This window comes from Actinosynnema sp. NPDC053489, from assembly GCF_044544865.1.
Classification (GTDB): Bacteria; Actinomycetota; Actinomycetes; order Mycobacteriales; family Pseudonocardiaceae; genus Actinosynnema.
Genome location: NZ_JBITXT010000002.1, coordinates 1 through 21,128, shown reverse-complemented (window position 1 = coordinate 21,128; position 21,128 = coordinate 1). Strand labels below are relative to the sequence as shown.

The 21,128-nt window shown below is 72.6% G+C and carries 23 protein-coding genes; 12 read left to right on the top strand and 11 right to left on the bottom strand.

The features are described 5' to 3' along the window. Window positions 1–1,173, top strand: coding sequence for an ROK family protein (locus ACIGNX_RS03020; RefSeq protein WP_396535706.1), 1,173 nt, complete (start codon window positions 1–3; stop codon window positions 1,171–1,173). A 166-nt stretch (window positions 1,174–1,339) separates the two neighbouring features. Here the strand turns inward: ACIGNX_RS03020 and ACIGNX_RS03015 are convergent, their stop codons facing one another. The 5 genes from ACIGNX_RS03015 to ppgK all read right to left on the bottom strand — a co-directional run bounded on the left by ACIGNX_RS03015 (window position 1,340) and on the right by ppgK (window position 5,868). Next, window positions 1,340–1,519, bottom strand: coding sequence for a hypothetical protein (locus tag ACIGNX_RS03015; protein WP_015800348.1), 180 nt, complete (start codon window positions 1,517–1,519; stop codon window positions 1,340–1,342). A 415-nt stretch (window positions 1,520–1,934) separates the two neighbouring features. Beyond that, the gene (locus tag ACIGNX_RS03010) at window positions 1,935–3,050 is read right to left on the bottom strand and encodes a vanadium-dependent haloperoxidase (RefSeq protein WP_396535704.1); all 1,116 of its coding nucleotides are present in this window, start codon (window positions 3,048–3,050) and stop codon (window positions 1,935–1,937) included. Beyond that, window positions 3,041–3,427, bottom strand: a complete 387-nt coding sequence (locus ACIGNX_RS03005) for a hypothetical protein (protein WP_396535702.1) — start codon at window positions 3,425–3,427, stop codon at window positions 3,041–3,043. The genes ACIGNX_RS03010 and ACIGNX_RS03005 overlap by 10 nt, the downstream gene beginning before the upstream one ends. 181 nt (window positions 3,428–3,608) lie before the next feature. Further along, window positions 3,609–4,910, bottom strand: coding sequence for an RNA polymerase sigma factor (locus ACIGNX_RS03000; protein WP_396535700.1), 1,302 nt, complete (start codon window positions 4,908–4,910; stop codon window positions 3,609–3,611). 196 nt (window positions 4,911–5,106) lie between these two features. Continuing rightward, window positions 5,107–5,868: a polyphosphate--glucose phosphotransferase gene (gene ppgK / locus ACIGNX_RS02995; RefSeq protein ID WP_396535698.1), complete on the bottom strand. Its 762-nt coding sequence runs from the start codon at window positions 5,866–5,868 to the stop codon at window positions 5,107–5,109. 95 nt (window positions 5,869–5,963) lie between these two features. Here ppgK and ACIGNX_RS02990 point away from each other — a divergent pair, with 95 nt between their 5' ends. Continuing rightward, entirely contained in the window at window positions 5,964–6,764 is an 801-nt protein-coding gene (locus ACIGNX_RS02990) for an inositol monophosphatase family protein (protein WP_396535696.1), read from the top strand. Between the two features lie 231 nt (window positions 6,765–6,995). On the opposite strand, the gene cei is transcribed toward ACIGNX_RS02990, so the two are convergent. Beyond that, entirely contained in the window at window positions 6,996–7,715 is a 720-nt protein-coding gene (cei, locus tag ACIGNX_RS02985; protein ID WP_396535694.1) for an envelope integrity protein Cei, read from the bottom strand. A 429-nt stretch (window positions 7,716–8,144) separates the two neighbouring features. Between cei and ACIGNX_RS02980 the strand changes: the two genes are divergently transcribed. Then, window positions 8,145–8,444 (top strand): DUF4193 domain-containing protein, encoded by a 300-nt coding sequence (locus ACIGNX_RS02980; RefSeq protein ID WP_053717171.1) that lies wholly within the window; start codon window positions 8,145–8,147, stop codon window positions 8,442–8,444. Between the two features lie 166 nt (window positions 8,445–8,610). Here the strand turns inward: ACIGNX_RS02980 and ACIGNX_RS02975 are convergent, their stop codons facing one another. Then, entirely contained in the window at window positions 8,611–9,075 is a 465-nt protein-coding gene (locus ACIGNX_RS02975; protein WP_396535691.1) for a DUF3093 domain-containing protein, read from the bottom strand. Window positions 9,076–9,099: 24 nt separating this feature from the next. Here ACIGNX_RS02975 and dut point away from each other — a divergent pair, with 24 nt between their 5' ends. Next, window positions 9,100–9,567 (top strand): dUTP diphosphatase, encoded by a 468-nt coding sequence (gene dut / locus ACIGNX_RS02970; RefSeq protein ID WP_396535689.1) that lies wholly within the window; start codon window positions 9,100–9,102, stop codon window positions 9,565–9,567. Window positions 9,568–9,572: 5 nt separating this feature from the next. Further along, window positions 9,573–10,211 (top strand): DUF3710 domain-containing protein, encoded by a 639-nt coding sequence (locus ACIGNX_RS02965; RefSeq protein ID WP_396535687.1) that lies wholly within the window; start codon window positions 9,573–9,575, stop codon window positions 10,209–10,211. Here the strand turns inward: ACIGNX_RS02965 and ACIGNX_RS02960 are convergent. Then, on the bottom strand, window positions 10,208–10,879 hold the full coding sequence (locus ACIGNX_RS02960) for an alpha/beta fold hydrolase (RefSeq protein ID WP_396535685.1): 672 nt from the start codon (window positions 10,877–10,879) through the stop codon (window positions 10,208–10,210). The genes ACIGNX_RS02965 and ACIGNX_RS02960 overlap by 4 nt on opposite strands. Before the next feature lie 104 nt (window positions 10,880–10,983). Between ACIGNX_RS02960 and ACIGNX_RS02955 the strand changes: the two genes are divergently transcribed. After that, entirely contained in the window at window positions 10,984–11,361 is a 378-nt protein-coding gene (locus tag ACIGNX_RS02955) for an OB-fold nucleic acid binding domain-containing protein (protein WP_396535683.1), read from the top strand. Then, complete coding sequence (locus ACIGNX_RS02950; protein ID WP_396535681.1) at window positions 11,358–12,110, top strand: DUF3159 domain-containing protein; 753 nt, start codon at window positions 11,358–11,360, stop codon at window positions 12,108–12,110. Before ACIGNX_RS02955 ends, ACIGNX_RS02950 begins: the two co-directional genes overlap by 4 nt. 48 nt (window positions 12,111–12,158) lie before the next feature. On the opposite strand, the gene ACIGNX_RS02945 is transcribed toward ACIGNX_RS02950, so the two are convergent. Both ACIGNX_RS02945 and ACIGNX_RS02940 read right to left on the bottom strand, forming a co-directional pair. Further along, the gene (locus ACIGNX_RS02945; protein WP_396535679.1) at window positions 12,159–12,815 is read right to left on the bottom strand and encodes a potassium channel family protein; all 657 of its coding nucleotides are present in this window, start codon (window positions 12,813–12,815) and stop codon (window positions 12,159–12,161) included. A gap of 2 nt (window positions 12,816–12,817) precedes the next feature. Further along, window positions 12,818–13,654 (bottom strand): potassium channel family protein, encoded by an 837-nt coding sequence (locus tag ACIGNX_RS02940; RefSeq protein ID WP_396535677.1) that lies wholly within the window; start codon window positions 13,652–13,654, stop codon window positions 12,818–12,820. Here ACIGNX_RS02940 and ACIGNX_RS02935 point away from each other — a divergent pair. The 3 genes from ACIGNX_RS02935 to dxs all read left to right on the top strand — a co-directional run bounded on the left by ACIGNX_RS02935 (window position 13,563) and on the right by dxs (window position 18,768). Continuing rightward, window positions 13,563–15,566 (top strand): APC family permease, encoded by a 2,004-nt coding sequence (locus tag ACIGNX_RS02935; protein ID WP_396535675.1) that lies wholly within the window; start codon window positions 13,563–13,565, stop codon window positions 15,564–15,566. The genes ACIGNX_RS02940 and ACIGNX_RS02935 overlap by 92 nt on opposite strands. Continuing rightward, window positions 15,563–16,795, top strand: a complete 1,233-nt coding sequence (locus ACIGNX_RS02930; RefSeq protein WP_396535673.1) for a class I SAM-dependent RNA methyltransferase — start codon at window positions 15,563–15,565, stop codon at window positions 16,793–16,795. The genes ACIGNX_RS02935 and ACIGNX_RS02930 overlap by 4 nt, the downstream gene beginning before the upstream one ends. Window positions 16,796–16,869: 74 nt before the next feature. After that, the gene (dxs, locus tag ACIGNX_RS02925) at window positions 16,870–18,768 is read left to right on the top strand and encodes a 1-deoxy-D-xylulose-5-phosphate synthase (RefSeq protein ID WP_396535671.1); all 1,899 of its coding nucleotides are present in this window, start codon (window positions 16,870–16,872) and stop codon (window positions 18,766–18,768) included. A 39-nt stretch (window positions 18,769–18,807) separates the two neighbouring features. On the opposite strand, the gene ACIGNX_RS02920 is transcribed toward dxs, so the two are convergent. After that, the gene (locus ACIGNX_RS02920) at window positions 18,808–18,933 is read right to left on the bottom strand and encodes a hypothetical protein (protein ID WP_396535669.1); all 126 of its coding nucleotides are present in this window, start codon (window positions 18,931–18,933) and stop codon (window positions 18,808–18,810) included. A gap of 71 nt (window positions 18,934–19,004) precedes the next feature. Between ACIGNX_RS02920 and ACIGNX_RS02915 the strand changes: the two genes are divergently transcribed. After that, complete coding sequence (locus ACIGNX_RS02915) at window positions 19,005–19,682, top strand: response regulator transcription factor (RefSeq protein ID WP_396535667.1); 678 nt, start codon at window positions 19,005–19,007, stop codon at window positions 19,680–19,682. Further along, the gene (locus tag ACIGNX_RS02910) at window positions 19,672–20,826 is read left to right on the top strand and encodes a sensor histidine kinase (RefSeq protein ID WP_396536966.1); all 1,155 of its coding nucleotides are present in this window, start codon (window positions 19,672–19,674) and stop codon (window positions 20,824–20,826) included. Before ACIGNX_RS02915 ends, ACIGNX_RS02910 begins: the two co-directional genes overlap by 11 nt. Window positions 20,827–21,128 lie beyond the last annotated feature (302 nt).

Here is a 21,128-nt window from a genome sequence, read left to right as displayed (position 1 = left end):
GTGAGCTCACCGACCGCGGGAGCCCGGCCCGACGAGGTACGACGGCACAACAGGACGGCGCTGCTGCGCCGGCTGCACGTGGACGGGCCCTCCACCAGGGCGTCGCTGGCGGCTGAGCTGGGCCTCAACCGCAGCACGATCAAGGCCCTGGTGGACGGCCTGGCCGAATCCGGCGTGGTGGCCGAACGGGTGCCGGCGCAGCGCTCCGGCGCCGGCCGCCCGTCGCTGCTGGTGCTGCCGCAGCCCCAGGCCGCCGCCGTCCTGGCCATCGACATCCGCGTCGAGCAGGTGGCGATGGCCGTGGTGGGCCTCGGCGGCGACATCCTCGGCCGGGACTCGTGGAACCTGCACCAGCGGACCCGCGACCCCGGCGAGGTGATCACGCACATCGCCGACTCGGCCAAGCTCCTGGCCGACGAGCTGGACGTGACCGCGGTCGGCGTCGGCGTCTCCGTGCCCGGCGTGGTCCGCCGCGCCGACGGGCACGTGCACGAGGCGCCGAACCTGCACTGGACCGACGTGGCGCTGGGCGAACGGCTGTCCTCGGTGCTCAAGGTGCCCGTCCAGGTCGGCAACGACGCCGAGCTGGGCGCGCTGGCCGAGCACGTGCGCGGTGCGGCGCGCGGCTCGTCGGACATCGTCTACATCTCCGCCGACGTCGGCATCGGCGGCGGAGTGATCTCCAGCGGCCAACCGCTGCGCGGCACCGGCGGCTACGTCGGCGAACTGGGGCACATGGTGGTGCGGCCCGGCGGCCGGCACTGCTACTGCGGCTGCCAGGGCTGCTGGGAGACCGAGGTGGGCGAGGCGGCGCTGTGCCGGGCCCTCTCGCTGCCCGAGAACGCGCCGCGCGGCACGGTGGTGGCCGAGCTGCGGTCGCTGGCGGGCTCGCCGGACAGCGTCGCCCACCGGCTCGGCGAGTTCACCGAGTGGCTGGCCATGGGGCTGATCACGGTGGTCAACATGCTCGGACCGGAGCTGGTGGTCCTGGGCGACCTGTTCACCGCGCTGCCGGAGTCGTTGGTGGAGCAGTTGCGGCGCACCGTGCAGACGCGGTCGCTGGTCTCCCGCGCCGTCGGCGGCACCAGGATCGTCTCGTCGCCGCTCGGCCGCGACGCCAAGCTCGTCGGCGCCGCCGAGCTGGCCTTCGAACCCGTCCTCGGCGACATCTGACCCGCCGCCCGGCCGCGCGTCCGAAAGCCGCACCTCCGCCCGTGACACCCGGTGTCACGGGCGGAACGCGTGGTGAGCACCCGAAAATGAGGGGGGCGGGGATCCTCGTCGGATCCCCGCCCCGGACGGCTAGGGTGCTACGGGCCCCTGCCGGGACCCGTGGTGTTCAGCCCTGCTGCAACTCGGCAGCGAGCTCGCGCAGCTTCGTGCTGTGCTCCCGGGCGTGGTGCCCGCAGAACAGCAGCTCGCCCCCGGAGGGGAGCACGGCGCGAACCTGGGCAGCAGCCCCGCAGCGGTCGCAGCGGTCGGCAGCGGTCAACGCGGGGCGGGTGAGCGTGGTAGTCATGGAAATCTCCCTCCGTCCCGGCACCGGGGATCGGTGCCCTCACACCTAGCTGCGACCACTTCGCATCTGGCGGGTGCGCCGTGCTCGCTGCTTCCACTCTTGCAGACGCACGGGCGTAAGTCAGTGTTCCCTGGGCCGTGGCGACCCGCGTCACTCGTCCTTTACCCGGCGCCAGGGTGGTCGGAACCTGGCATTTCCAGCCGATCGATCCGCCCGTGCTCACGTTCCGCAGTCACCGCAACGGTTTTTCTACCTGCGGATACGGCGTTCGACGCACCCCCGCTGCTCCGGAAGGTGGGCCCCGGAGGGCCGCCGATGTGATCGGTAACACTTTGGTCAGCCCAGAGCGAACACGCTCCCGGGTTCCACGATCCGGACATGATCCGTCCGGTTCACGGGCCGTTCGACCGCCCGCTCAGACGCTCACCCGCCGCCCGTCGAACCGCGTCAGGCCGAACGACGCGACCTCGTGGTGCACCCGCACGTGGTCGCGCAGCACCCCGATCCCGACCTCCTCGCCCAGCCGCACGGCCTCGGTGAAGTCCGACCGCCAGTGCACGCCCGCCATGTTCCGGGCGGTCGCGACGTTCGCGGCGACCTTGTCCAGCTCGCCACCGACGGTGAGCACGTCGTCACCGCGGTAGGGCTCCAGCGCGGTGCCCTCGGCGTTGGGCACCACCGGGTCCTGCAGCACCCACGACTCGTCGAACCACGCCTTCAGGACCGTGACGCAGGCCCCGGCGACGGTCGCGTGACCCGACGCGTACGCCGGGTGCGTCGGCGAGCCCTCCGGGAACGCCTGCGGCAGCAGGTGGGAGCCGTGCCGCTCGCGGGTGAGCCCGACGGCCTCCGAGTCGAGCACCTCGCGGTCGATCATCGGGTAGTCGCGCAGGCCGGACAGGTGCGCGTGCACCCGGCCGCCGAACGCCTCCGGCCGCAGCCTGCGGTGCACGAACCACTTCTGGAACCACGTCGCCTTCAACGCCCGCGTCGCCACCTCCGTCACCAGCGACAGCAGGTGCGGCCCGCCGTAGGAGCCGAAACCGACCTGGTTGGCCGAGTGCCGGTACGGGTTGCCGACGTCGAACGGCGCGCCCAGGTCCAGCAGGACCAGCGCCGCGTTCAAGTACGCCTCGTACAGCGCGTCGAAGTGCACGTAGTTGGCCAGGTCCCGGCCGTTGCGCAGGTAGCGGCGGTTGACGTGGTCGCGCCGGATCGGCGGGACCCGGCCGCCCTCCTGCACCGCCCGCCACTCCTCGAACCCGGTCAGGAAGTCCTGGCCGCGCCGCACGGTGTCGTGCCGCTGCGGGACCCGCAACGTGCCGTACTGGACGTCGCGCAGCAGGAACTGCGACACGAACGGTCCCCGCAGGTCGCCGCGCGTGCCGCCGCGGAAGACGGTGGCCGGCGTGACCCGGCCGTCGACCTTCGGCGCCCGGTAGTCGCTCAACCGGGACAGCTCCGCCGCGGCCCGCGCGATCGACGGGTCCTCGGCGTAGGAGGTGAACGGGACGTCCCGGGTCAGGGCCATCCAGTACAGCTCGACCGCCTCGGCGGAGTGGCGGGCGCTGTCCAGGCGCGGCGCGGGCGGCAGCGCGAGCGCCTGCGGGTCCGGCCCTCCAGGTCGAACCCGAGGCCCGCCTGCGGGTTCGTGAGCCTGACCCCGCGGCCGAGCGGGACCCGCTCGAAGTCCTCGGACCGGCCGGTGGCCAGGGCCCGCAACAGCGCGTGGTACGCCTCGGGGCGCACCTCGCCGACCTCGTCGTGCGGCAGGCCCTTGCCGTAGTTGGCGACGTACGGGTAGTCGCCCTCCTCGCCGTTGCCGACGTGCTCGGGCCACGGCGACCACCCCAGCGCCTCGGCCGAGGCCAGGCGCGACAGGCGTGCTCCGGTGCGACGTTCGCTCATGGTGTGCTTCCCCCTGTGCCGGCGCGTTCCCCGTGCCGCCCCCCGGCGGCCGCGCCCACTTCCAAGGACGCACGGAGGGTGAGGGAGGTTCGGCGGCTGTCCGGGTGAAGGGTCCGCACGGGCGAGGGCCCTCCCGACCGGGTGGTCGGGAGGGCCCTCGCTCCGTCGAGCGCCTGCCGGATCAGTCCAGGTAGTCGCGCAGCACCTGGGACCGGGACGGGTGCCGCAGCTTCGACATCGTCTTCGACTCGATCTGCCGGATCCGCTCGCGCGTCACGCCGTAGACCTGGCCGATCTCGTCCAGCGTGCGCGGCTGGCCGTCGGTGAGGCCGAACCGCAGCCGCACCACGCCCGCCTCGCGCTCGGACAACGTCGCCAGCACCGACTGGAGCTGGTCCTGCAGCAGGGTGAACGACACCGCGTCCACCGCCACCACGGCCTCGGAGTCCTCGATGAAGTCGCCGAGCTGGCTGTCGCCCTCGTCGCCGATCGTCTGGTCCAGCGAGATGGGCTCCCGGGCGTACTGCTGGATCTCCAGCACCTTCTCCGGGGTGATGTCCATTTCCTTGGCCAGCTCCTCCGGGGTGGGCTCGCGGCCCAGGTCCTGGAGCAGCTCGCGCTGGATGCGACCCAGCTTGTTGATGACCTCGACCATGTGCACCGGGATGCGGATGGTGCGGGCCTGGTCGGCCATCGCGCGGGTGATCGCCTGCCGGATCCACCACGTCGCGTACGTGGAGAACTTGTAGCCCTTGGTGTAGTCGAACTTCTCGACCGCGCGGATCAGGCCGAGGTTGCCCTCCTGGATCAGGTCCAGGAACGCCATGCCGCGACCGGTGTAGCGCTTGGCCAGCGACACGACCAGGCGGAGGTTCGCCTCCAACAGGTGGTTCTTGGCGCGCTCGCCGTCCCGCACGATCCACCGCAGGTCGCGGCGCAGCTGCGGGGTCAGCTTCTCCTGCTCGTCCTCGGCGCGGCGGACCCGCTCGGCGGCGTAGAGGCCGGCCTCGATGCGCTTGGCGAGCTCGACCTCCTCCTCCGCGTTGAGCAGGGCGACCTTGCCGATCTGCTTGAGGTAGGCGCGGACCGAGTCGGCCGACGCGGTGAGCTCGGCGTCCTTGCGGGCCTGCCGCAGGGCCTCCGACTCCTCCTCGTCCCAGACGAAGTCGCCCTCGCCGGGCTTGGCCTCCTCCTCGGCGGGCTCCTCCTCGACCGGCTCGTCGATCAGCTCGACCTCGTCGACCAGGTCCTCGGCGTCCGGGGCGCCTTCGAGGTCGTCCGGCTCCTCGCCGTCCTTCTTCACCTTGCCGGGCGCGGCCGCGGCGGCCTTGGCGGCCGTCTTGCGCGGCGCCCGCGTGGCCGTCTTCCCCGCCGCGGCGGTCTTCGCCGCCGGCTTCTTCGCCGGGGCCTTCCTCGCCGAGGTGGCCTTGGGCGTCTCCTCGGCGTCAGCCTTAGCTGCCTGAGTCGTCTTCGCGGCTGCCACGTACGCCCTTTCGCGACTGTCGATCAAGGACGACCGAAGGGCGCGAACCTCGGTCGCCTGAGTACGGGGGACCCCCGCCGGATCGTTCGTCAGCGGGGCACCGTTCCATTGTAACGACGAGAATCGCGTGCCGTTGCGCCCCGGCGTCATCCGAGGTGGTCCGGCACGCGTTCTCGCAGGTGGAACGCGGCGGAAATCAGTGCCGCAGGCCGTGCGCGGCGGCCACGGCCGCGCCCACGATGCCCGCGTCGTTCTTCAGCGCCGCGGCGACCACCTCCGTGCGGACCTCCAGCAGGGGGAGCCACTTCTCCGCCTTCTTGCTGACCCCGCCGCCCGCGATGACCAGGTCCGGCCAGATCAGGTTCTCCAGCACGTTGATGTACCGGGACACCCGGGGCGCCCACTCCGCCCAGGTCAGGCCCTTGTCCTCCTTCACCGAGGCCGCCGCGCGCTTCTCCGCGTCGTGGCCGTCGACCTCCAGGTGGCCGAACTCGGTGTTGGGCACGAGCCTGCCGTCCAGGAACAGGGCGCTGCCGATGCCGGTGCCGAACGTCAGCAGCACCACCAGGCCGTCCCGGTCGACACCGGAACCGAACCGCATCTCGGCGATGCCGGCGGCGTCGGCGTCGTTGAGGACCACGACCTGGTCGGCCGGGCGGCCGAGCCGGGCGGCGAACAGGGACGCCGCGTCCGTGCCGATCCACGCCTTGTCCACGTTGGCCGCGGAGTGCGCGACGCCGTGCTTGACGACGCACGGCAGCGTGACGCCGACCGGGCCCTCCCAGTTGAACTTCTCGACGATCTCGGCGACCACGTCGGCGACCGCGTCCGGCGTCGACGGCTGGGGCGTTGTGATGCGCAGGCGCTCACCCTCCAGTGCCCCCGCTTCGAGGTCCACGAGACCGCCCTTGATGCCCGAACCGCCGATGTCCACGCCGAACCCGCGGGTCATGCCCATCCCCGTGGCCCTTCCTACTCGATTCAGTAACCGTGGCCGCAGACATTAGCCTGCGGTTCTCCGATAGTCCCGTGAGAGTGACGCAGGAGGAACAGTTGCGTTTCGATCCTCGCTCATTGGTCGACGTCGCCGTTCGGGTGGCCCGTGAGGCCGGCGAGCTGACCGTGACCATGCGCGAAGCCGCCGTGGCCGACGTCGACACCAAGAGCAGTGCCACCGACGTGGTGACCGCGGCGGACCGCGCGTCCGAACAGCTGGTCCGGCGACGGCTCGCCGAGCTGCGGCCGGGGGAGCCGGTGATCGGGGAGGAGGAGGGCGGTGACGCCGCCGTCGAGGGCCTGACCTGGGTCGTCGACCCGATCGACGGCACCGTGAACTACCTGTACGGCATCCCGCACTACGCCGTGTCGATCGCCGCGCAGGTCGACGGCGCGTCCGTGGCGGGTGCCGTGGTGGAGCCCGTCAGCGGCCGGGTGTGGACGGCGGCGCGGGGCGGCGGCGCGTGGCTGGACGGGCGTCGGCTGGAGGTCTCCGACGCCACCCGGTTGGACCTGTCCCTGCTGGGTTACGGCTTCGCCTACCGGCCGGAGCGGCGGCAGCGGCAGGCGGACGCGTGGGCCCGGCTGGCGACCAGGGTGCGGGACGTGCGGCGGGCCGGTGCCGCGTCGTTGGACCTGTGCGCCGTCGCGGCGGGCCGGCTGGACGCCTACGCCGAGCACGCGCTGGGCCGCTGGGACTGGGCGGCGGGGGCCCTGCTGGCGAGCGAGGCGGGTGCCGTTGTCCACCTGCCGGGTGAATTCCCGGAACTGGGCGCGGACGCCACCTTCGCCGCCGCCCCGGGCATCGCCGACGCCCTCCTCGACGCCCTGCTCACCTCGGGCTTCCCCGCCGTCTGACCCCGCCACTCCCGTGTGTCGAACCCCCAGGTCCGGTGTGTCGAACCTCCAGACCTCGTGTGTCGAACGCTCAGGCACCGCGAGTTCAACGCTCAGGTCCCGCGGGTGGGGACGCGAACGTGGAACTCGGGGGTCTTGAGCGTTCGACACACGAGGCCCGAGCGTTCGACACACGAGGTCTGAGGGTTCGACACACGGGACCCGGGGGTTCGACACACGGGGAGGTGGGGGTTAGCAGGGGGTGCTGCGCGCGCCCTTGAGGTTGTCCGGGTTCAGGGACAGCGGGGTGGAGTCCTCGGCGGCCTGGCCGCCCTGCTGCTCCGGCTGCTGGGCGGCCCACTCGGCGAGCTGGTCCAGCACCTTGCGGGCGTCGTTGTTCGGCTTCACCTCGCTGAACTTCTGCCCGATCGCCACGTCCACGGTCGCGTCCTGCCGCTCGTCGCGCACCAGCTCCAGGCAGGGTTCGACCAGGCTCAACGTCCGCGCGGCCCCCGCACCGGGCGCGCCGAACCGGATCTGCCCGCGGCAGTCCATGTCCTGCGCCGGGTACACCGGGTCGTTGCCTGGGTCGGCCGCCTGCTTCATGCCCAGCTCGGCCAACGTCGACGCGACGAACCGCGCCTGGTTGCGCTGGGTGCTCGCGTTGAACACGCGGAACTGCACCTGGCCGACCGGCACCGGGTCCGTCCGGTCCAGCGCGTCGTGCGCCAGCACGGTGCCCAGCGGCACCGGCGGCTCGGCGGCCGGCGCGGCCGGGGCGTCCGCCGCGGCCGACGGCGCACCGCCGGGCGGGTTGCACTTGATGGCCGCGTCGACGTCACCGGCTTCCGACAGCACCCGGTTCCACACCACGACGGTGGCGACCACCAGCACCAAGAAGAGGACGAGCGCCGGCCACGGCCGCCGCTTCCGGTACCGCGTCGACCCGCTGTTCCCCGAACCGGGTCCCACGTCCGTCGACCTCCCCTGGCCTCGTGCTCGACAGTGATCAGGCTATGCCGCGCCCCGCCGTCCCGCGCCTCGGGCCGGGTGTAGCGGGGTGCAATCACCCGGTCGCGGACGGTCGACGCCCTGGTCGGGCAGCGGAGCGCGGGAGCACCGGGTGGGTGATGCCGTCCAAGCCTATCTGGCCAGCGTGCGAAGGTCGTGTCACCCGTCTGCTCAATTAGGGGGAACCCGCTGCACGACCCCCTGATGGATGAGCTACCCTCTCGGCGCTCCGCGCACCGCCGGACACCGGGAAGCGTCGACGAACAGGGGGTTGGCGCCCGGCCGCACGAGCGAGACCTCCGTCACTGGGGACGGAGGGCACAAACAGGGGCGCTGGTGCGTTAACCAGCGACACGAACAGTCTCCGTTGACCGCAGGGGTGAAAGAAGTATGGCGACCGACTACGACGCACCGCGTCGCAGCGAGGCGGACGAACTCGCTGAGGACTCCCTCGAGGAGCTGAAGGCGCGGCGCAACGAAACGCAGTCCGGGGTCGTCGACATCGACGAGGACGCGACCGCCGAGAACTTCGAGTTGCCGGGCGCCGACCTGTCCGGTGAGGAGCTGACGTTCAAGGTCCTGCCGAAGCAGGCGGACGAGTTCACGTGCTCGAAGTGCTTCCTGGTGCACCACCGCAGCAGGCTGGCCGAGGAAGTCAACGGCCAGTACATCTGCCGCGACTGCGCCTGAGGCACGTCCACCGGGCACGAACCCGCACGACCGAACGACCGGCTCCACCCGCACGACGCCCGCACCGCACGACCGACCACCAGCACCTACGACCAGACCTGGGCGCTCACCCCACCCGCCGGGGTGGCGCCCGGTCCCCGTGGCCGCCCGGACCCGCCGACGCGGGTCACCGGTCGCGCAGCAGCGCCGCCAGCTCCTCCGCCGAACGCACGCTGAACAGCCAGTACGGCGTCGGGTCCGCCGGGTCCCGCAGCTGGACGCGCACCACCGGCCCGACCCACCCGCGGTGGGTCACGAAGGCCGCCGGGTCCAGCTCGGGCCCCATGGCCCTCCGCTTGCCCCTGGCGTCGAACACCTCCACCTCGCCGAGCAGCCCCAGCGGCACGTGCGCCGACCCCACCCGCAGCTCGCCGCCGGACACCTCGACCTTCGCCGAGCCCATCCGCACGATCAGCAGCACGACGAGCGGCACCGTGACCAGGTAGGGCAGCCACGACCGCACGCCGGGGAACCCCATGTGGATCTCGGCGGCCAGCAGCACGGCCGCGGCCAGCGGCAGCGGCCACCCCCACCAGGGCACGTACAGCCGCTCGCGGAAGGCGATCGGGGCGGTCACAGCAGTCTCGCTCACGCCACCAGGGTAGTCTCGCGCGCCGTGCCCAGCGTCGAGGTCCTGCTGTCCCGGCTCGATCCCACCGTCCCGCTCCCGACCTACGCCCGACCGGGTGATGCGGGCGCCGACCTGGTGACGACCACCGACGTGGTGATCGAACCGGGGGAGCGCGTGGTGGTCGGCACCGGTGTCGCGATCGCGCTGCCGGAGGGGTACGCGGGGTTCGTGCACCCGCGCTCCGGCCTGGCCGCGCGCGTCGGCCTGAGCGTGGTCAACACCCCGGGCACGATCGACGCGGGCTACCGGGGCGAGATCAGGGTGTGCCTGGTGAACCACGACCTGCGTGAGCCCGTAGTGCTGGCGCGCGGTGACCGGATCGCCCAGCTGGTGGTGCAGAAGGTGGAGCACGCGGTGTTCCGCGAAGTCGAGGAACTGCCCGCTTCCGCGCGGGGCGCGGGTGGCTACGGCTCTACAGGCGGGCACGACGTGCTCGCCCGGACGGAGGGGTGAAGGCGATGTTCGGAAGGCGCCGCAAGCGCGGTAGGCACTCCGCGAACCGGGGGACGGCGCAACCCGACGTTGAGTTCGACGGCGTCGGCGAGGTCGACGAGGACGGGCCGTTCGACTCCACCCGGGCCCCGGACGACGGCCTGAACCGGCTGGACCTGGGCTCGATCCGGCTGCCCGTGCCCGACGGCGCGCAGTTGCAGGTCGAGATGGACCCGGCGGGCGCGGTGCGGGCCGTGCACCTGCTGACGACGGTCGGCCAGCTGACCGTGAGCGCGTTCGCCGCGCCGAAGTCGGACCGGCTGTGGCCGGAGGTCAGCGGCGAGATGATCGCCCAGTTCAAGAACGACGGCTTCCGCATCCTGCGGGAGAACGGCGAGTGGGGCGAGGAGATCGCCGCCCGCAACAACGAGGTGCACCTGCGCGTGGTCGGCGTGGACGGCCCGCGGTGGATGCTGCGCGGCATCGCGGCGGCGCCCACCGAGGAGCAGAGCGCCAGGGCGACCGACGCCCTCTACGAGTTGCTGCGGTACACGGTGGTGGTGCGGGGCGAGCAGGCGATGCCGGTGCGCACGCCGTTGCCGATCGAGCTGCCCGAGGCCATCGCCCGGCACATCCAGGCGCAGGCCCAGCAGCAACAGGGCTAGTCCCGGGCGGACAAGTACGCGGTGAGCGCGGCGCGGCCCAGGGACTCCCGGTCCGCGCCCAGCGCCGCCAGAGTCGTCGTGCGCAGAGCGGCGCGGGGGAGTGCCGCGACCCACTCCCGGGCTACCTCGAACGGGTGAACGGGGTCGTCGGTGCAGGCGGCGATCCCGACCGGCGCCGCGAGCCCGGCCAGCTCGGCCGGCGTCGGCGCGGGCGTCCCGGCCGCCTCCCGCAGCACGTCGGCCAGCCGCGCGCCGTAGCGCGGCCACGCCCGCCGCAGCTCCTCCCCGAGCCACCCGTCCACGCCGGTCAGCGCGCCGTCGACGCCCCCTTCCGCGACCGCCGACGCGCTGGCCAGCGCCGCCGCGGCCGCCGGCGCGCCCTCCGCCGGACCGAGCCAGGCCGGCAGCGCCACCAGCAGCCCCGCGCACCGCTCGGGGTGCCGAACCGCCCACGCCGCCGCCACGTGCGCGCCCAGCGACACACCGCCCACGACCAGCGGCGTTCCCGCCCACGCGGCGTCCAGCGCCGCCAGGTGCCCCCGCACGTCCCGCGAGGCGGGCGCGACCAGCGCGAACCCCGCCGCGGCCAGCGGCCGGGCGAACACCGAGGCGACGAACACCTCGTCGGACGCGGTCCCGGGAAGCAGAACGGCGGATGACGACTTCATGACGTGAGATCCTCCCCCAGCCGGATACCCGGTCGGGTGTACCCGGTTACGCTGGCTGTGGACGGGTCTCGTCGTCGAGGCCCCGCGCATTCCAGGAGTCGGGGATGACTGGTACTGGGGGCGGCTACTGGCGCCGCCTCGTGCGTCGGCTGACCACCGACGTGAGCGAGTTGGACGCCGACGACCTGTCCCGAAAAGTCGAGGCGGTCGGCGCGGTGCGGGCGTGCGACTGCAGGTCGGGTCAGGAGGTCACGGTCCTGGGCCGGCTGCGCAGCGTCGAGCTGTGCCCGCGCGACGCCGCCGCCACCCTGGAGGCCGAGCTGTACGACGGCACCGAGGGCGTCACGCTGGTCTGGCTGGGCCGCCGCCGCATCGCGGGCATCGAGCCGGGCCGCACCATCAAGGCCCGCGGCCGGATCGCCGTTCGGGACGGCCGCAAGGTGCTCTACAACCCCTACTACGAGTTGCAGAACGCTTCATGACGACCGAGAACGAGCCCGAGAAGCAGCCCACCCTCCTCGAACAGATGGGCGGCGTGAGCGGCCTGCTGTTCTCCTCGTTGCCGGTCGTGGTGTTCGTGCTGGTCAACGCCTTCGCCGGGCTGATGCCCGCGATCTGGAGCGCGTTGGCGGCGGCCGTGGTGATCGGCATCGTGCTGGCCCTGCGCAAGGGCTCGGTGCAGCCCGCCGTGTCGGCCGTCTTCGGCGTCGGCATCGCCGCGTTCATCGCCTACCGGACCGGTGACGCCAAGGGCTTCTTCCTCTTCGGCATCTGGCAGAGCCTCGTCTACGGCGGCGTGTTCCTCCTCTCCATCGTGGTCAGGTGGCCCCTGGCGGGCGTGATCTGGTCGTTCCTCAACGGCCAGGGCCAGGCGTGGCGCCAGGACAAGGCGAGCGTCCGCGACTACGACATCGCCACGCTGGTGTGGGCGCTGGTCTTCTGCGCCCGGTTCGTGGTGCAGCGCTGGCTGTACGACGAGGCGTCGGTGGGCTGGCTGGCCGCCGCGCGCCTGGCCATGGGCTACCCGCTGATGGCGGTGGCCCTGGTCGCCACGGTGTGGGCCGTGCGGCGCTCCGACAAGCGCCTGAAGGCCGCCCTCGCCCGGGAGGAAGAGGAGAACCGGGAGGCCGAGGAGCGCCTGCGCGCCGAGGCCGGGCGGTCGATCTACGACGAGGTGCTCGACGCCTCGACCGAGCAGCCGCCCGCGCCGGCGCGGGCCGACGAGCGCTAGGGCCGCGCAGGGATCCCACCGCCGGGGATCCCTGCCGTCGGCCGCGGGTCAGTACCCGAGCGCCGAGCGGATCTCCCGCTCCACGTCCGCGGCCGCCACGAACAGCAGCTCGTCGCCGCCCTCCAGCGTGTCGTCCGGCGACGGCACGATGACCCGGCCGCCCCGCAGGATCGTGACCAGGGCGGCGTCGCGCGGCAGCGCCAGCCCGTTCACCGGCGAACCCGCCAGCGGGGTGTCGCCCGGGAGGGTGATTTCCACGAGGTTGGCCTGACCCTGGCGCAGGGTCATCAGCCGCACCACGTCGCCGACCGTCACCGCCTCCTCGACCAGCGCGGACAGGATGCGCGGCGTCGACACGGCCACGTCCACGCCCCACGACGAGGTGAACAGCCACTCGTTGGCCGGGTCGTTCACCCGCGCCACCACGCGCCGCACCGCGAACTCGGTCTTGGCCAGCAGCGACACCACCAGGTTGACCTTGTCGTCACCGGTCGCGGCGATCACCACGTCGCACAGCTGCATGCCGGCGTCCTCCAGCGAGGACAGCTCGCACGCGTCGGCCTGCACCCACTCGGCCTGCTCCACGGTGTGCGGCTCGAAGTGCGCCCGGTCGCGCTCGATCAGCATCACCTGGTGCCCGTCCGACACCAGCTCGGCCGCGATGGAACGACCCACCGCGCCGGCACCCGCAATCGCGATACGCACGCTCAGCTCTCCTCGGGCGCGTGGGCCGCAGCCGCGGCCACGTCGGTCACGGTGCCGGACAGGGCGGCCACGTACACCTGGTCGTCGGCCTGGATCACGGTCTTGGAGTCGGGCAGCACGCCGGTGCCGAACCGCATCACGAACGCCACCCGGCAGCCGGTCGCCTCCTGCAGGTCGCGCACCGTGCGGCCGACCCAGTCCTCGTGCAGCTCCAGCGGCAGCACGGCCACGGTGCCGGACGGGTCGCGCCACGCCGTCGCCGTGCCCTCGGGCAGCAGCATCCGCAGGAACCGGTCGGTGGACCAGGGCACGGTGGCCACGGTCGGGATGCCCAGCCGCTCGTACACCGCGGCGCGCTTCTCGTCGTAGATCCGCGCGACCACGGCCTCCACGCCGAACGTCTCCCGGGCCACCCGCGCCGAGATGATGTTGGAGTTGTCGCCGCTGGACACGGCCGCGAACGCGCCCGCCCGCTCGATGCCCGCCTCGATGAGGACCCGCTGGTCGAAGCCGTTCCCGACGACCTGCTGGCCGTGGAAGTCCGACCCCAGCCTGCGGAACGCCTGCGCCTCCTTGTCGATCACCGAGACCTGGTGGTCCAGGCGTTCGAGCGCCTTGGCCAGGGACGAGCCCACCCGGCCGCAGCCCATGATCACGACGTGCACCAAAGCCTCCTGAACGACGCCTGCGGAGAACCTACCCACGATTACTCCGACCAGGGGACCTGACCCCTTACGCTTTCGACCCGTGTCCAAGCTCGCAACCGCGGCCAAGCGCCTCCTCGTCGGCAGGCCCTTCCGCAGCGATCGACTAGCCCACACGCTGCTGCCCAAACGCATCGCCCTGCCGGTCTTCGCCTCCGACGCGATGTCCAGCGTGGCGTACGCGCCCGAGGAGATCTTCCTCGTGCTGTCGGTGGCGGGCCTGTCCGCCTACGCCCTGGCACCGTGGGTCGGCGCGGCGGTCGTCGTCGTGATGCTCACGGTGGTGGCGAGCTACCGGCAGAACGTGCACGCCTACCCCTCCGGTGGCGGCGACTACGAGGTCACCACGGTCAACCTGGGCCGCAGGGCGGGCCTCACGGTCGCGAGCGCCCTGCTCGTGGACTACATCCTCACGGTCGCGGTCTCCATCTCCTCGGCCGCGGCGAACATCGGTTCGGCCATCCCGTTCGTCGCCACCCACAAGGCCGCGTTCGCGGTCGCGGCGATCGTCGTGCTCACCGCGATCAACCTGCGGGGCATCCGCGAGTCGGGCAGCGCGTTCGCCGTACCGACCTACGCGTTCATGGTCGGCGTCATCCTGATGATCGCCTACGGCCTGTTCCGGGGCTTCGTCCTGGGTGACGAGATGCGCGCCGAGAGCGCGGGCTTCGAGCTGCGGGCCGAGGACGACCACCTGGTCGGCCTGGCGTTCGTGTTCCTCGTGCTGCGCGCCTTCTCCTCCGGCAGCGCGGCGCTGACCGGCGTCGAGGCGATCAGCAACGGCGTGCCCGCGTTCCGCAAGCCGAAGTCGCGCAACGCGGCGACCACGCTGCTCATGATGGGCCTGATCGCGGTCACGATGCTGATGGGCCTGATCGTGCTGGCCCAGCTCACGGGCGTGAAGATGGCCGAGAACCCGGCGCACCAGCTCGTCAACGCGCCGCCCGGCTACGAGCAGAAGACGATGGTCGCCCAGATCGCCGGGGCGGTGTTCGACGGCTTCCCGGTCGGCTTCTTCTTCATCACCGTCGTCACCGCGCTGATCCTCGTGCTGGCCGCCAACACCGCCTTCAACGGCTTCCCGGTGCTCGGCTCGATCCTCGCCCAGGACCGCTACCTGCCGCGCCAGCTGCACACCCGCGGCGACCGGCTGGCGTTCAGCAACGGCATCCTGTTCCTCGCCGGCGCGGCGATCGTGCTGGTCATCGCGTTCGACGCCGAGGTCACCCGGCTGCTCCAGCTCTACATCGTGGGCGTGTTCGTGTCGTTCACCATGAGCCAGATCGGCATGGTCCGGCACTGGAACCGGCTGCTCGCCCAGGAGGACGACCCGGTCGCCCGCCGCCGCATGCGCCGGTCGCAGGCGATCAACGCGTTCGGCCTGGCGCTCACGGCGTCGGTGCTGGTCGTCGTGCTGATCACGAAGTTCACCAAGGGCGCGTGGATCGCCATCGCCGCGATGGCCGCCCTCTACGCCCTGATGACGGCGATCCGCCGGCACTACGACCGCGTCGCCGAGGAGCTGCGGCAGCAGGAGCGGCAGAAGCTGCTGCCCGCCCGCAACCACGCCATGGTGCTGGTCTCCAAGCTGCACATGCCGACGTTGCGGGCCCTGGCGTACGCCAAGGCGACCCGACCGGACATCCTGGAGGCGGTCACCGTCAACGTGGACGACGGGGACACCCGCCGGCTCGTGCGGGAGTGGGAGAAGGAGAACTTCAAGGTGCCGCTGAAGGTGATCGAGTCGCCCTACCGCGAGATCACCAAACCGGTGCTGGACTACGTCAGGCGCGTCCGCACGGACAACCCGCGCGACGTGGTGACCGTGTTCATCCCGGAGTACGTGGTCGGCCACTGGTGGGAGCAGTTCCTGCACAACCAGAGCGCGCTGCGGCTCAAGGGCAGGCTGCTGTTCCAGCCGGGCGTGATGGTGACGAGCGTGCCGTGGCAGCTCGCCTCGTCCTCGAAGGTGACCGACAACGACGACGTGGTGGCGCCCGGCGCGATCCGGCGCGGCCTGGACAAGCGCGTTGGGGACGGCAAGTGACGCAGACGTGGGAGCGGCGGCTCATCGAGGTCGAGGTCGGCGCGGTCGCGCACGGCGGCCACTGCGTCGCCCGGCACGAGGGCCGCGTCGTCTTCGTCCGGCACGCGCTGCCCGGCGAACGGGTCGTCGTCCGCATCACCGAGGACACCGGCGGCTCGTTCTGCCGGGGTGACGCCGTGGAGGTGCTGCACGCCTCACCGGACCGGGTGGAGCCGCCGTGCCCGTTCGCCCGACCCGGCCTGTGCGGCGGCTGCGACTGGCAGCACGCCTCCTGGCCCGCCCAGCGCGAGCTGAAGGCCGCCGTCGTCGCCGAGCAGCTGCACCGCCTCGCCGGCCTCGACCGGGAGGTCGTCGTCGAAGCCCTGCCCGGCGGCCCGGAGGACTGGCGCACCCGGGTGCGCCTGGCCGTCGGCCGCGACGGGCGCCCCGGCTTCCGCGCCCACCGCAGCCACGAGGTCATCCCCGTGGACCACTGCGTGATCACCGTCCCCGGCGCGCTGGACGGCGTGCTCGACCGCACCTGGCCCGCCAGGTCCGAGCTGGTCGTGACCCGCGACGCGGGCGGTGAGGTCCACCTGACCGAGGTCGGCCCGCCGGTCGCGCGCCGCGGCGGCCGTCCCGCGCCCGGGCCGTCGCGCCTGCGCCGGGGCAGCGGCCGGGCCGTCGAACAGGCCGCCGGCCGCACCTGGGACGTGCGCTCCGACGGCTTCTGGCAGGTCCACCCGGCCGCGGCGGACACCTTCGCCCGGGTCGTCGGCGAGTGGGCGGCCTGCCGCCCCGGCGACCGCGCCTGGGACCTCTACGGCGGCGTCGGCCTGTTCGCCTCCGTGCTCGCCGACCAGGTCGGACCGGGCGGCTCCGTCGCCGTGGTCGAGTCCTCGCGCGGCGCGGTCGCCGACGGCGAGGCCAACCTCGCCGACAAGCCGCAGATCAGCTGGCACGCGGGCCGCACCGAAGCCGTGCTCGACAGCCCCGGCTTCACCGACCTGCCGCCGGACGTCGTCGTCCTCGACCCGCCCCGCAAGGGCGCGGGCGGCCAGGTGGTCACCGCGATCGCCCGCAGCGGGCCCTCGCGTGTGGTGTACGTCGCGTGCGATCCCGCAGCCCTCGCGCGCGACATCGCCTCCTTCGCCCAGCACGGTTACGGGTTGACCCAGCTCAGGGCGTTCGACGCGTTCCCGATGACGCACCACGTGGAATGCGTCGCCCTCCTGGAGCCCGTTCGCTGACAGGCGTCTCAGCCCGTGGTCCGTAGACTGACCGGACGAATCGGGGAGCCGAACCACAGGGCGAGGTGGAGCGCGTGACGCTGCTGGAATCCGTGCACGGACCGGCGGATCTGAAACGGCTGGGGCCGGACGAGCTGGTCCAGCTCGCCGACGAGATCCGCCGGTTCCTGGTGGAGAAGGTCTCCCGGACCGGCGGGCACCTCGGGCCCAACCTCGGCGTCGTCGAGCTGACCGTGGCCGTGCACCGGGTCTTCGACTCGCCGCACGACTCGGTCGTCTTCGACACCGGGCACCAGAGCTACGTGCACAAGATCCTCACCGGCCGCCGCGACGGCTTCGACACGCTGCGCCAGAAGGGCGGCCTGTCCGGCTACCCGTCCCGCGCCGAGAGCGAGCACGACGTCGAGGAGAACAGCCACGCCTCGACCGCCCTGTCCTACGCCGACGGCCTGGCCAAGGCATACCAGCTCACCGGCCAGCGCCGGCACGTCGTCGCCGTCGTCGGCGACGGCGCGCTCACCGGCGGCATGTGCTGGGAGGCGCTCAACAACATCGCCTCCGGCACCGACCGCCCCGTCGTCATCGTGGTCAACGACAACGGCCGCTCCTACTCGCCCACCATCGGCGGCCTGGCCGACCACCTCTCCTCGCTGCGGCTGCAACCGGGCTACGAACGCGCCCTGGAGCGCGGCCGGAACGCCCTCCAGGGCACCCCGTTCGTCGGCAAGCCCGTCTACGCGGCCCTGCACGCGGCCAAGCGCGGCATCAAGGACGCCCTCAGCCCGCAGGCCATGTTCGAGGACCTCGGCCTGAAGTACATCGGCCCGGTCGACGGCCACGACACCACCGCCCTGGAATCGGCCCTGCGCCGCGCGAAGTCCTTCGGCGGGCCGGTGATCGTGCACACGGTCACCCGCAAGGGCAACGGCTTCGCGCCCGCCGAGAACCACGAGGCCGACCAGATGCACGCCACCGGCGTCATCGACCCGATCACCGGCGAGAACATCGGCCCGTCCAAGCGGACCTGGACCCACGTGTTCGCCGACGAGCTGGCGGCCCTCGGCGGCGAGCGCCCCGACCTGGTGGCCATCACCGCCGCCATGCGCGGCCCGACGGGCCTGGACAAGTTCGCGGGCCTGTACCCGGAGCGCTGCTTCGACGTGGGCATCGCCGAGCAGCACGCCATGACCTCCGCCGCCGGCCTGGCCATGGGCGGCCTGCACCCCGTCGTGGCGATCTACGCCACCTTCCTCAACCGCGCCTTCGACCAGCTCCTGATGGACGTCGCCATGCACAAGCAGGGCGTCACCGTGGTGCTGGACCGGGCGGGCATCACCGGCCCGGACGGCGCGTCCCACCACGGCATGTGGGACCTGTCCATCTGCGGCCTGGTCCCGGGCATCCGCGTGGCCGCCCCCCGCGACGCCGCCACGCTGCGCGAAGAGCTGCGCGAAGCCGTCCGCGTCGACGACGCGCCCACCGTCGTCCGCTACCCCAAGGCGTCCGTGGGCCCGGACCTGCCGGCCCTGGACCGCGTGGGCGACGTCGACGTCCTGCACCGCTCCGGCTCCGACGTCCTCCTGGTCACCGTGGGCGCGTTCGGCGAGCTGGGCCTGGCCGCCGCCCAACGCCTCGCCGACCAGGGCATCGGCGTCACCGTGGTCGACCCGCGCTGGGTCTTCCCCGTCCCCGTCGACCTGCCCGCGATGGCCGCCGCGCACCGCCTCGTCGTCACCGTCGAGGACAACGGCCGGCACGGCGGCTTCGGCTGGGCCCTGGCCGCCGCCCTCCGCGACGCGGGCGTCGACACCCCGCTGCGCGACCTGGCCATCCCGCAGTCCTTCCACGACCACGGCGAACGCGGCGAGGTCCTGACCGACCTCGGCCTGACGGCCCAGGACGTCGCCCGCCGCGTCACCGAGTGGGTGGCCGCCTCCGACCCGGCCGAAGCGGTCGCGTCCGCCGACAAGTAACCCACCGCCCCCTGCCGGGCCACCACCCGGCAGGGGGCGCTACTCCCGCAGCTCGATCCCGCGCAGGCCGAGACCGCAGGCGGCCGGCGGCCGGGCCACGGCGACCGGGGTGGACACCGCCCGCAGCGGCGCGCCGATCCGGGAGCACCGCTCCGGCCGCGCCACCGCCGGGTCCACCGGCCTGCCGGCAACCGCGCGCTAAGCAGCCTCTCAGGGATGTGTGGCACCTTTGTGTGGTGCGGATCCTGGTAGTCGAGGACGAGGTGCCGCTGGCCGACGCGATCGCGCGTGGCCTGCGGCGCGAAGGCATGGCGGTCGACGTCGCCTACGACGGCGAGACCGGCCACGAGAAGTCGACCGTGACCCGGTACGACGTGGTCGTCCTCGACCGCGACCTGCCCGGCATGTCCGGGGACGAGCTGTGCAAGGAGATCCTCAGCTCCGGGGCGCTGACCAGGGTCATGATGCTCACCGCGAGCGCCGGCGTGGACGACCGGGTCGCGGGGCTCTCCCTGGGCGCCGACGACTACCTCGCCAAGCCGTTCGCGTTCCCCGAGCTGGTCGCCCGCGTCCGCGCCCTGGCCCGCCGCGCCACCCCGGCCACCCCGCCGCTGCTCACCGCCCGCGACGTGGAGCTGGACCCGGCCCGGCGCACCGTGCGCCGGGGAGGCAGGCCCGTGGAGCTGACCCGCAAGGAGTTCGGCGTCCTGGAGGTGCTGCTCGCCGCCAAGGGCTCCGTCGTCTCCAGCGAGGAGCTGCTGGAACGCGTCTGGGACGAGAACGCCGACCCGTTCACCACGACCGTCCGCGTCACCGTGATGACGCTGCGCAAGAAGCTCGGCGAGCCGGGCATCATCGACACGGTGGTCGGCTCGGGCTACCGCGTGCCCACGGCAGGTTCCGCTGAACTCTGAGCTGGTCCGCAGGCGCGGACCCGGGCTGCGGACGCGGCTCACGCTCCTCGCGACCGGCCTGGTCGCGTTCGTGAGCGGCCTGCTGCTCCTGCTCGGGTGGTTGCTCGTCGGCCGCGTCATCGCCTCCTCGCCCCGCTTCGCCGAGGGCAGCACGGTCGTCGTGGACGGGCGGGAGGTGGACGCCGGCGCGTTGATGGACCTGCTCGGTGAGCAGGCCAGGGACGACGTGCTGCGGTCCGGCTCCATCGCGTTCCTGTGCGTCGTCGCCGCGGCGGCCCTGCTCGCGTGGACCATCACCGGTCGGGTGCTCCAACCCGTGCACGACGTGACCGACGCGGCCCGCCGGTTGTCGGCCGAGTCGCTGGGGGAGCGGCTGCGGCTGGCCGGGCCGCGGGACGAGGTGGCCGAGCTGGCCGACACGTTCGACGAGATGCTCGACCGGCTCCAGGCGGCGTTCGAGTCGCAGCGGCGGTTCGTCGCGAACGCGTCCCACGAGCTGCGCACGCCCCTCGCCGTCATCCGGACCGAGCTGGACGTGACGCTCGCCGACCCGGACGCCGACACGGCCGAGCTGCGCCGCATGGCGGGCGTGGTGCGCGCGGCGACCGAGCGGGCCGAGCAGCTGGTCAGCGCCCTGCTGCTGCTCGCCCGCACCGACGGGCTCGGGTTGGCGGTGCGCGAGCCGGTGGACCTCAACGCCGTGGTCGAGTCCGCGTGGCGGGCGGCCCGCGGTGAGGCCGAGGAGCGGCAGCTCCGGATCTCGTTCGTGACCGCGCCCGCCCCCGCGGTGGGCGACCCGGCGTTGTTGGAGCGCATCGCCGGGAACCTGCTGGAGAACGCCGTGCGGCACAACGTGCCCGGTGGGTGGATCGAGGTCCGGACCGAGGGCGGCCCGGAGTGGACGCTGCTGCGCGTGTCGTCCTCCGGTCCCGTCATCGCGCCGGACCGGGTGGACGAGCTGTTCGAGCCGTTCCGCCGGGGTGGCACGGACCGGACCGCGCGCACCGGCACCGGGCTCGGGCTGTCCATCGTGCGGGCCGCCGTCGCAGCTCACGAGGGTCAGGTGCACGCCACGGCGGTGCCCGGCGGGGGCCTGTCGGTGGCCGTGCACCTGCCGTCCACGCCGCAGGGAAAACTCGTCTGAGTGGTCCCGATCACACATGATCCGGTTTGAGGGCCTCCACAGGGGGTACTACCTGCGAAGACGTGCCTCCGGACCCCCGATTTGTCTCCGCGTTGGGCGAGGTGTAACTTTCTCTCTGCCAGCGCGGAACGGGCCGGAGAGAGACCGGAACGGAGCGCGGCGGACATCAAGCCCCTGATCGAATCACCTGGTGATGAGTGACGGTGAGCGCGTGTTCTTTGAGAACTCAACAGCGTGCCGAATAGCCAGTAAATTTATGAACCTCGTCAAGAGGTTTCCTTTGAGATTGTTACTGGACAACT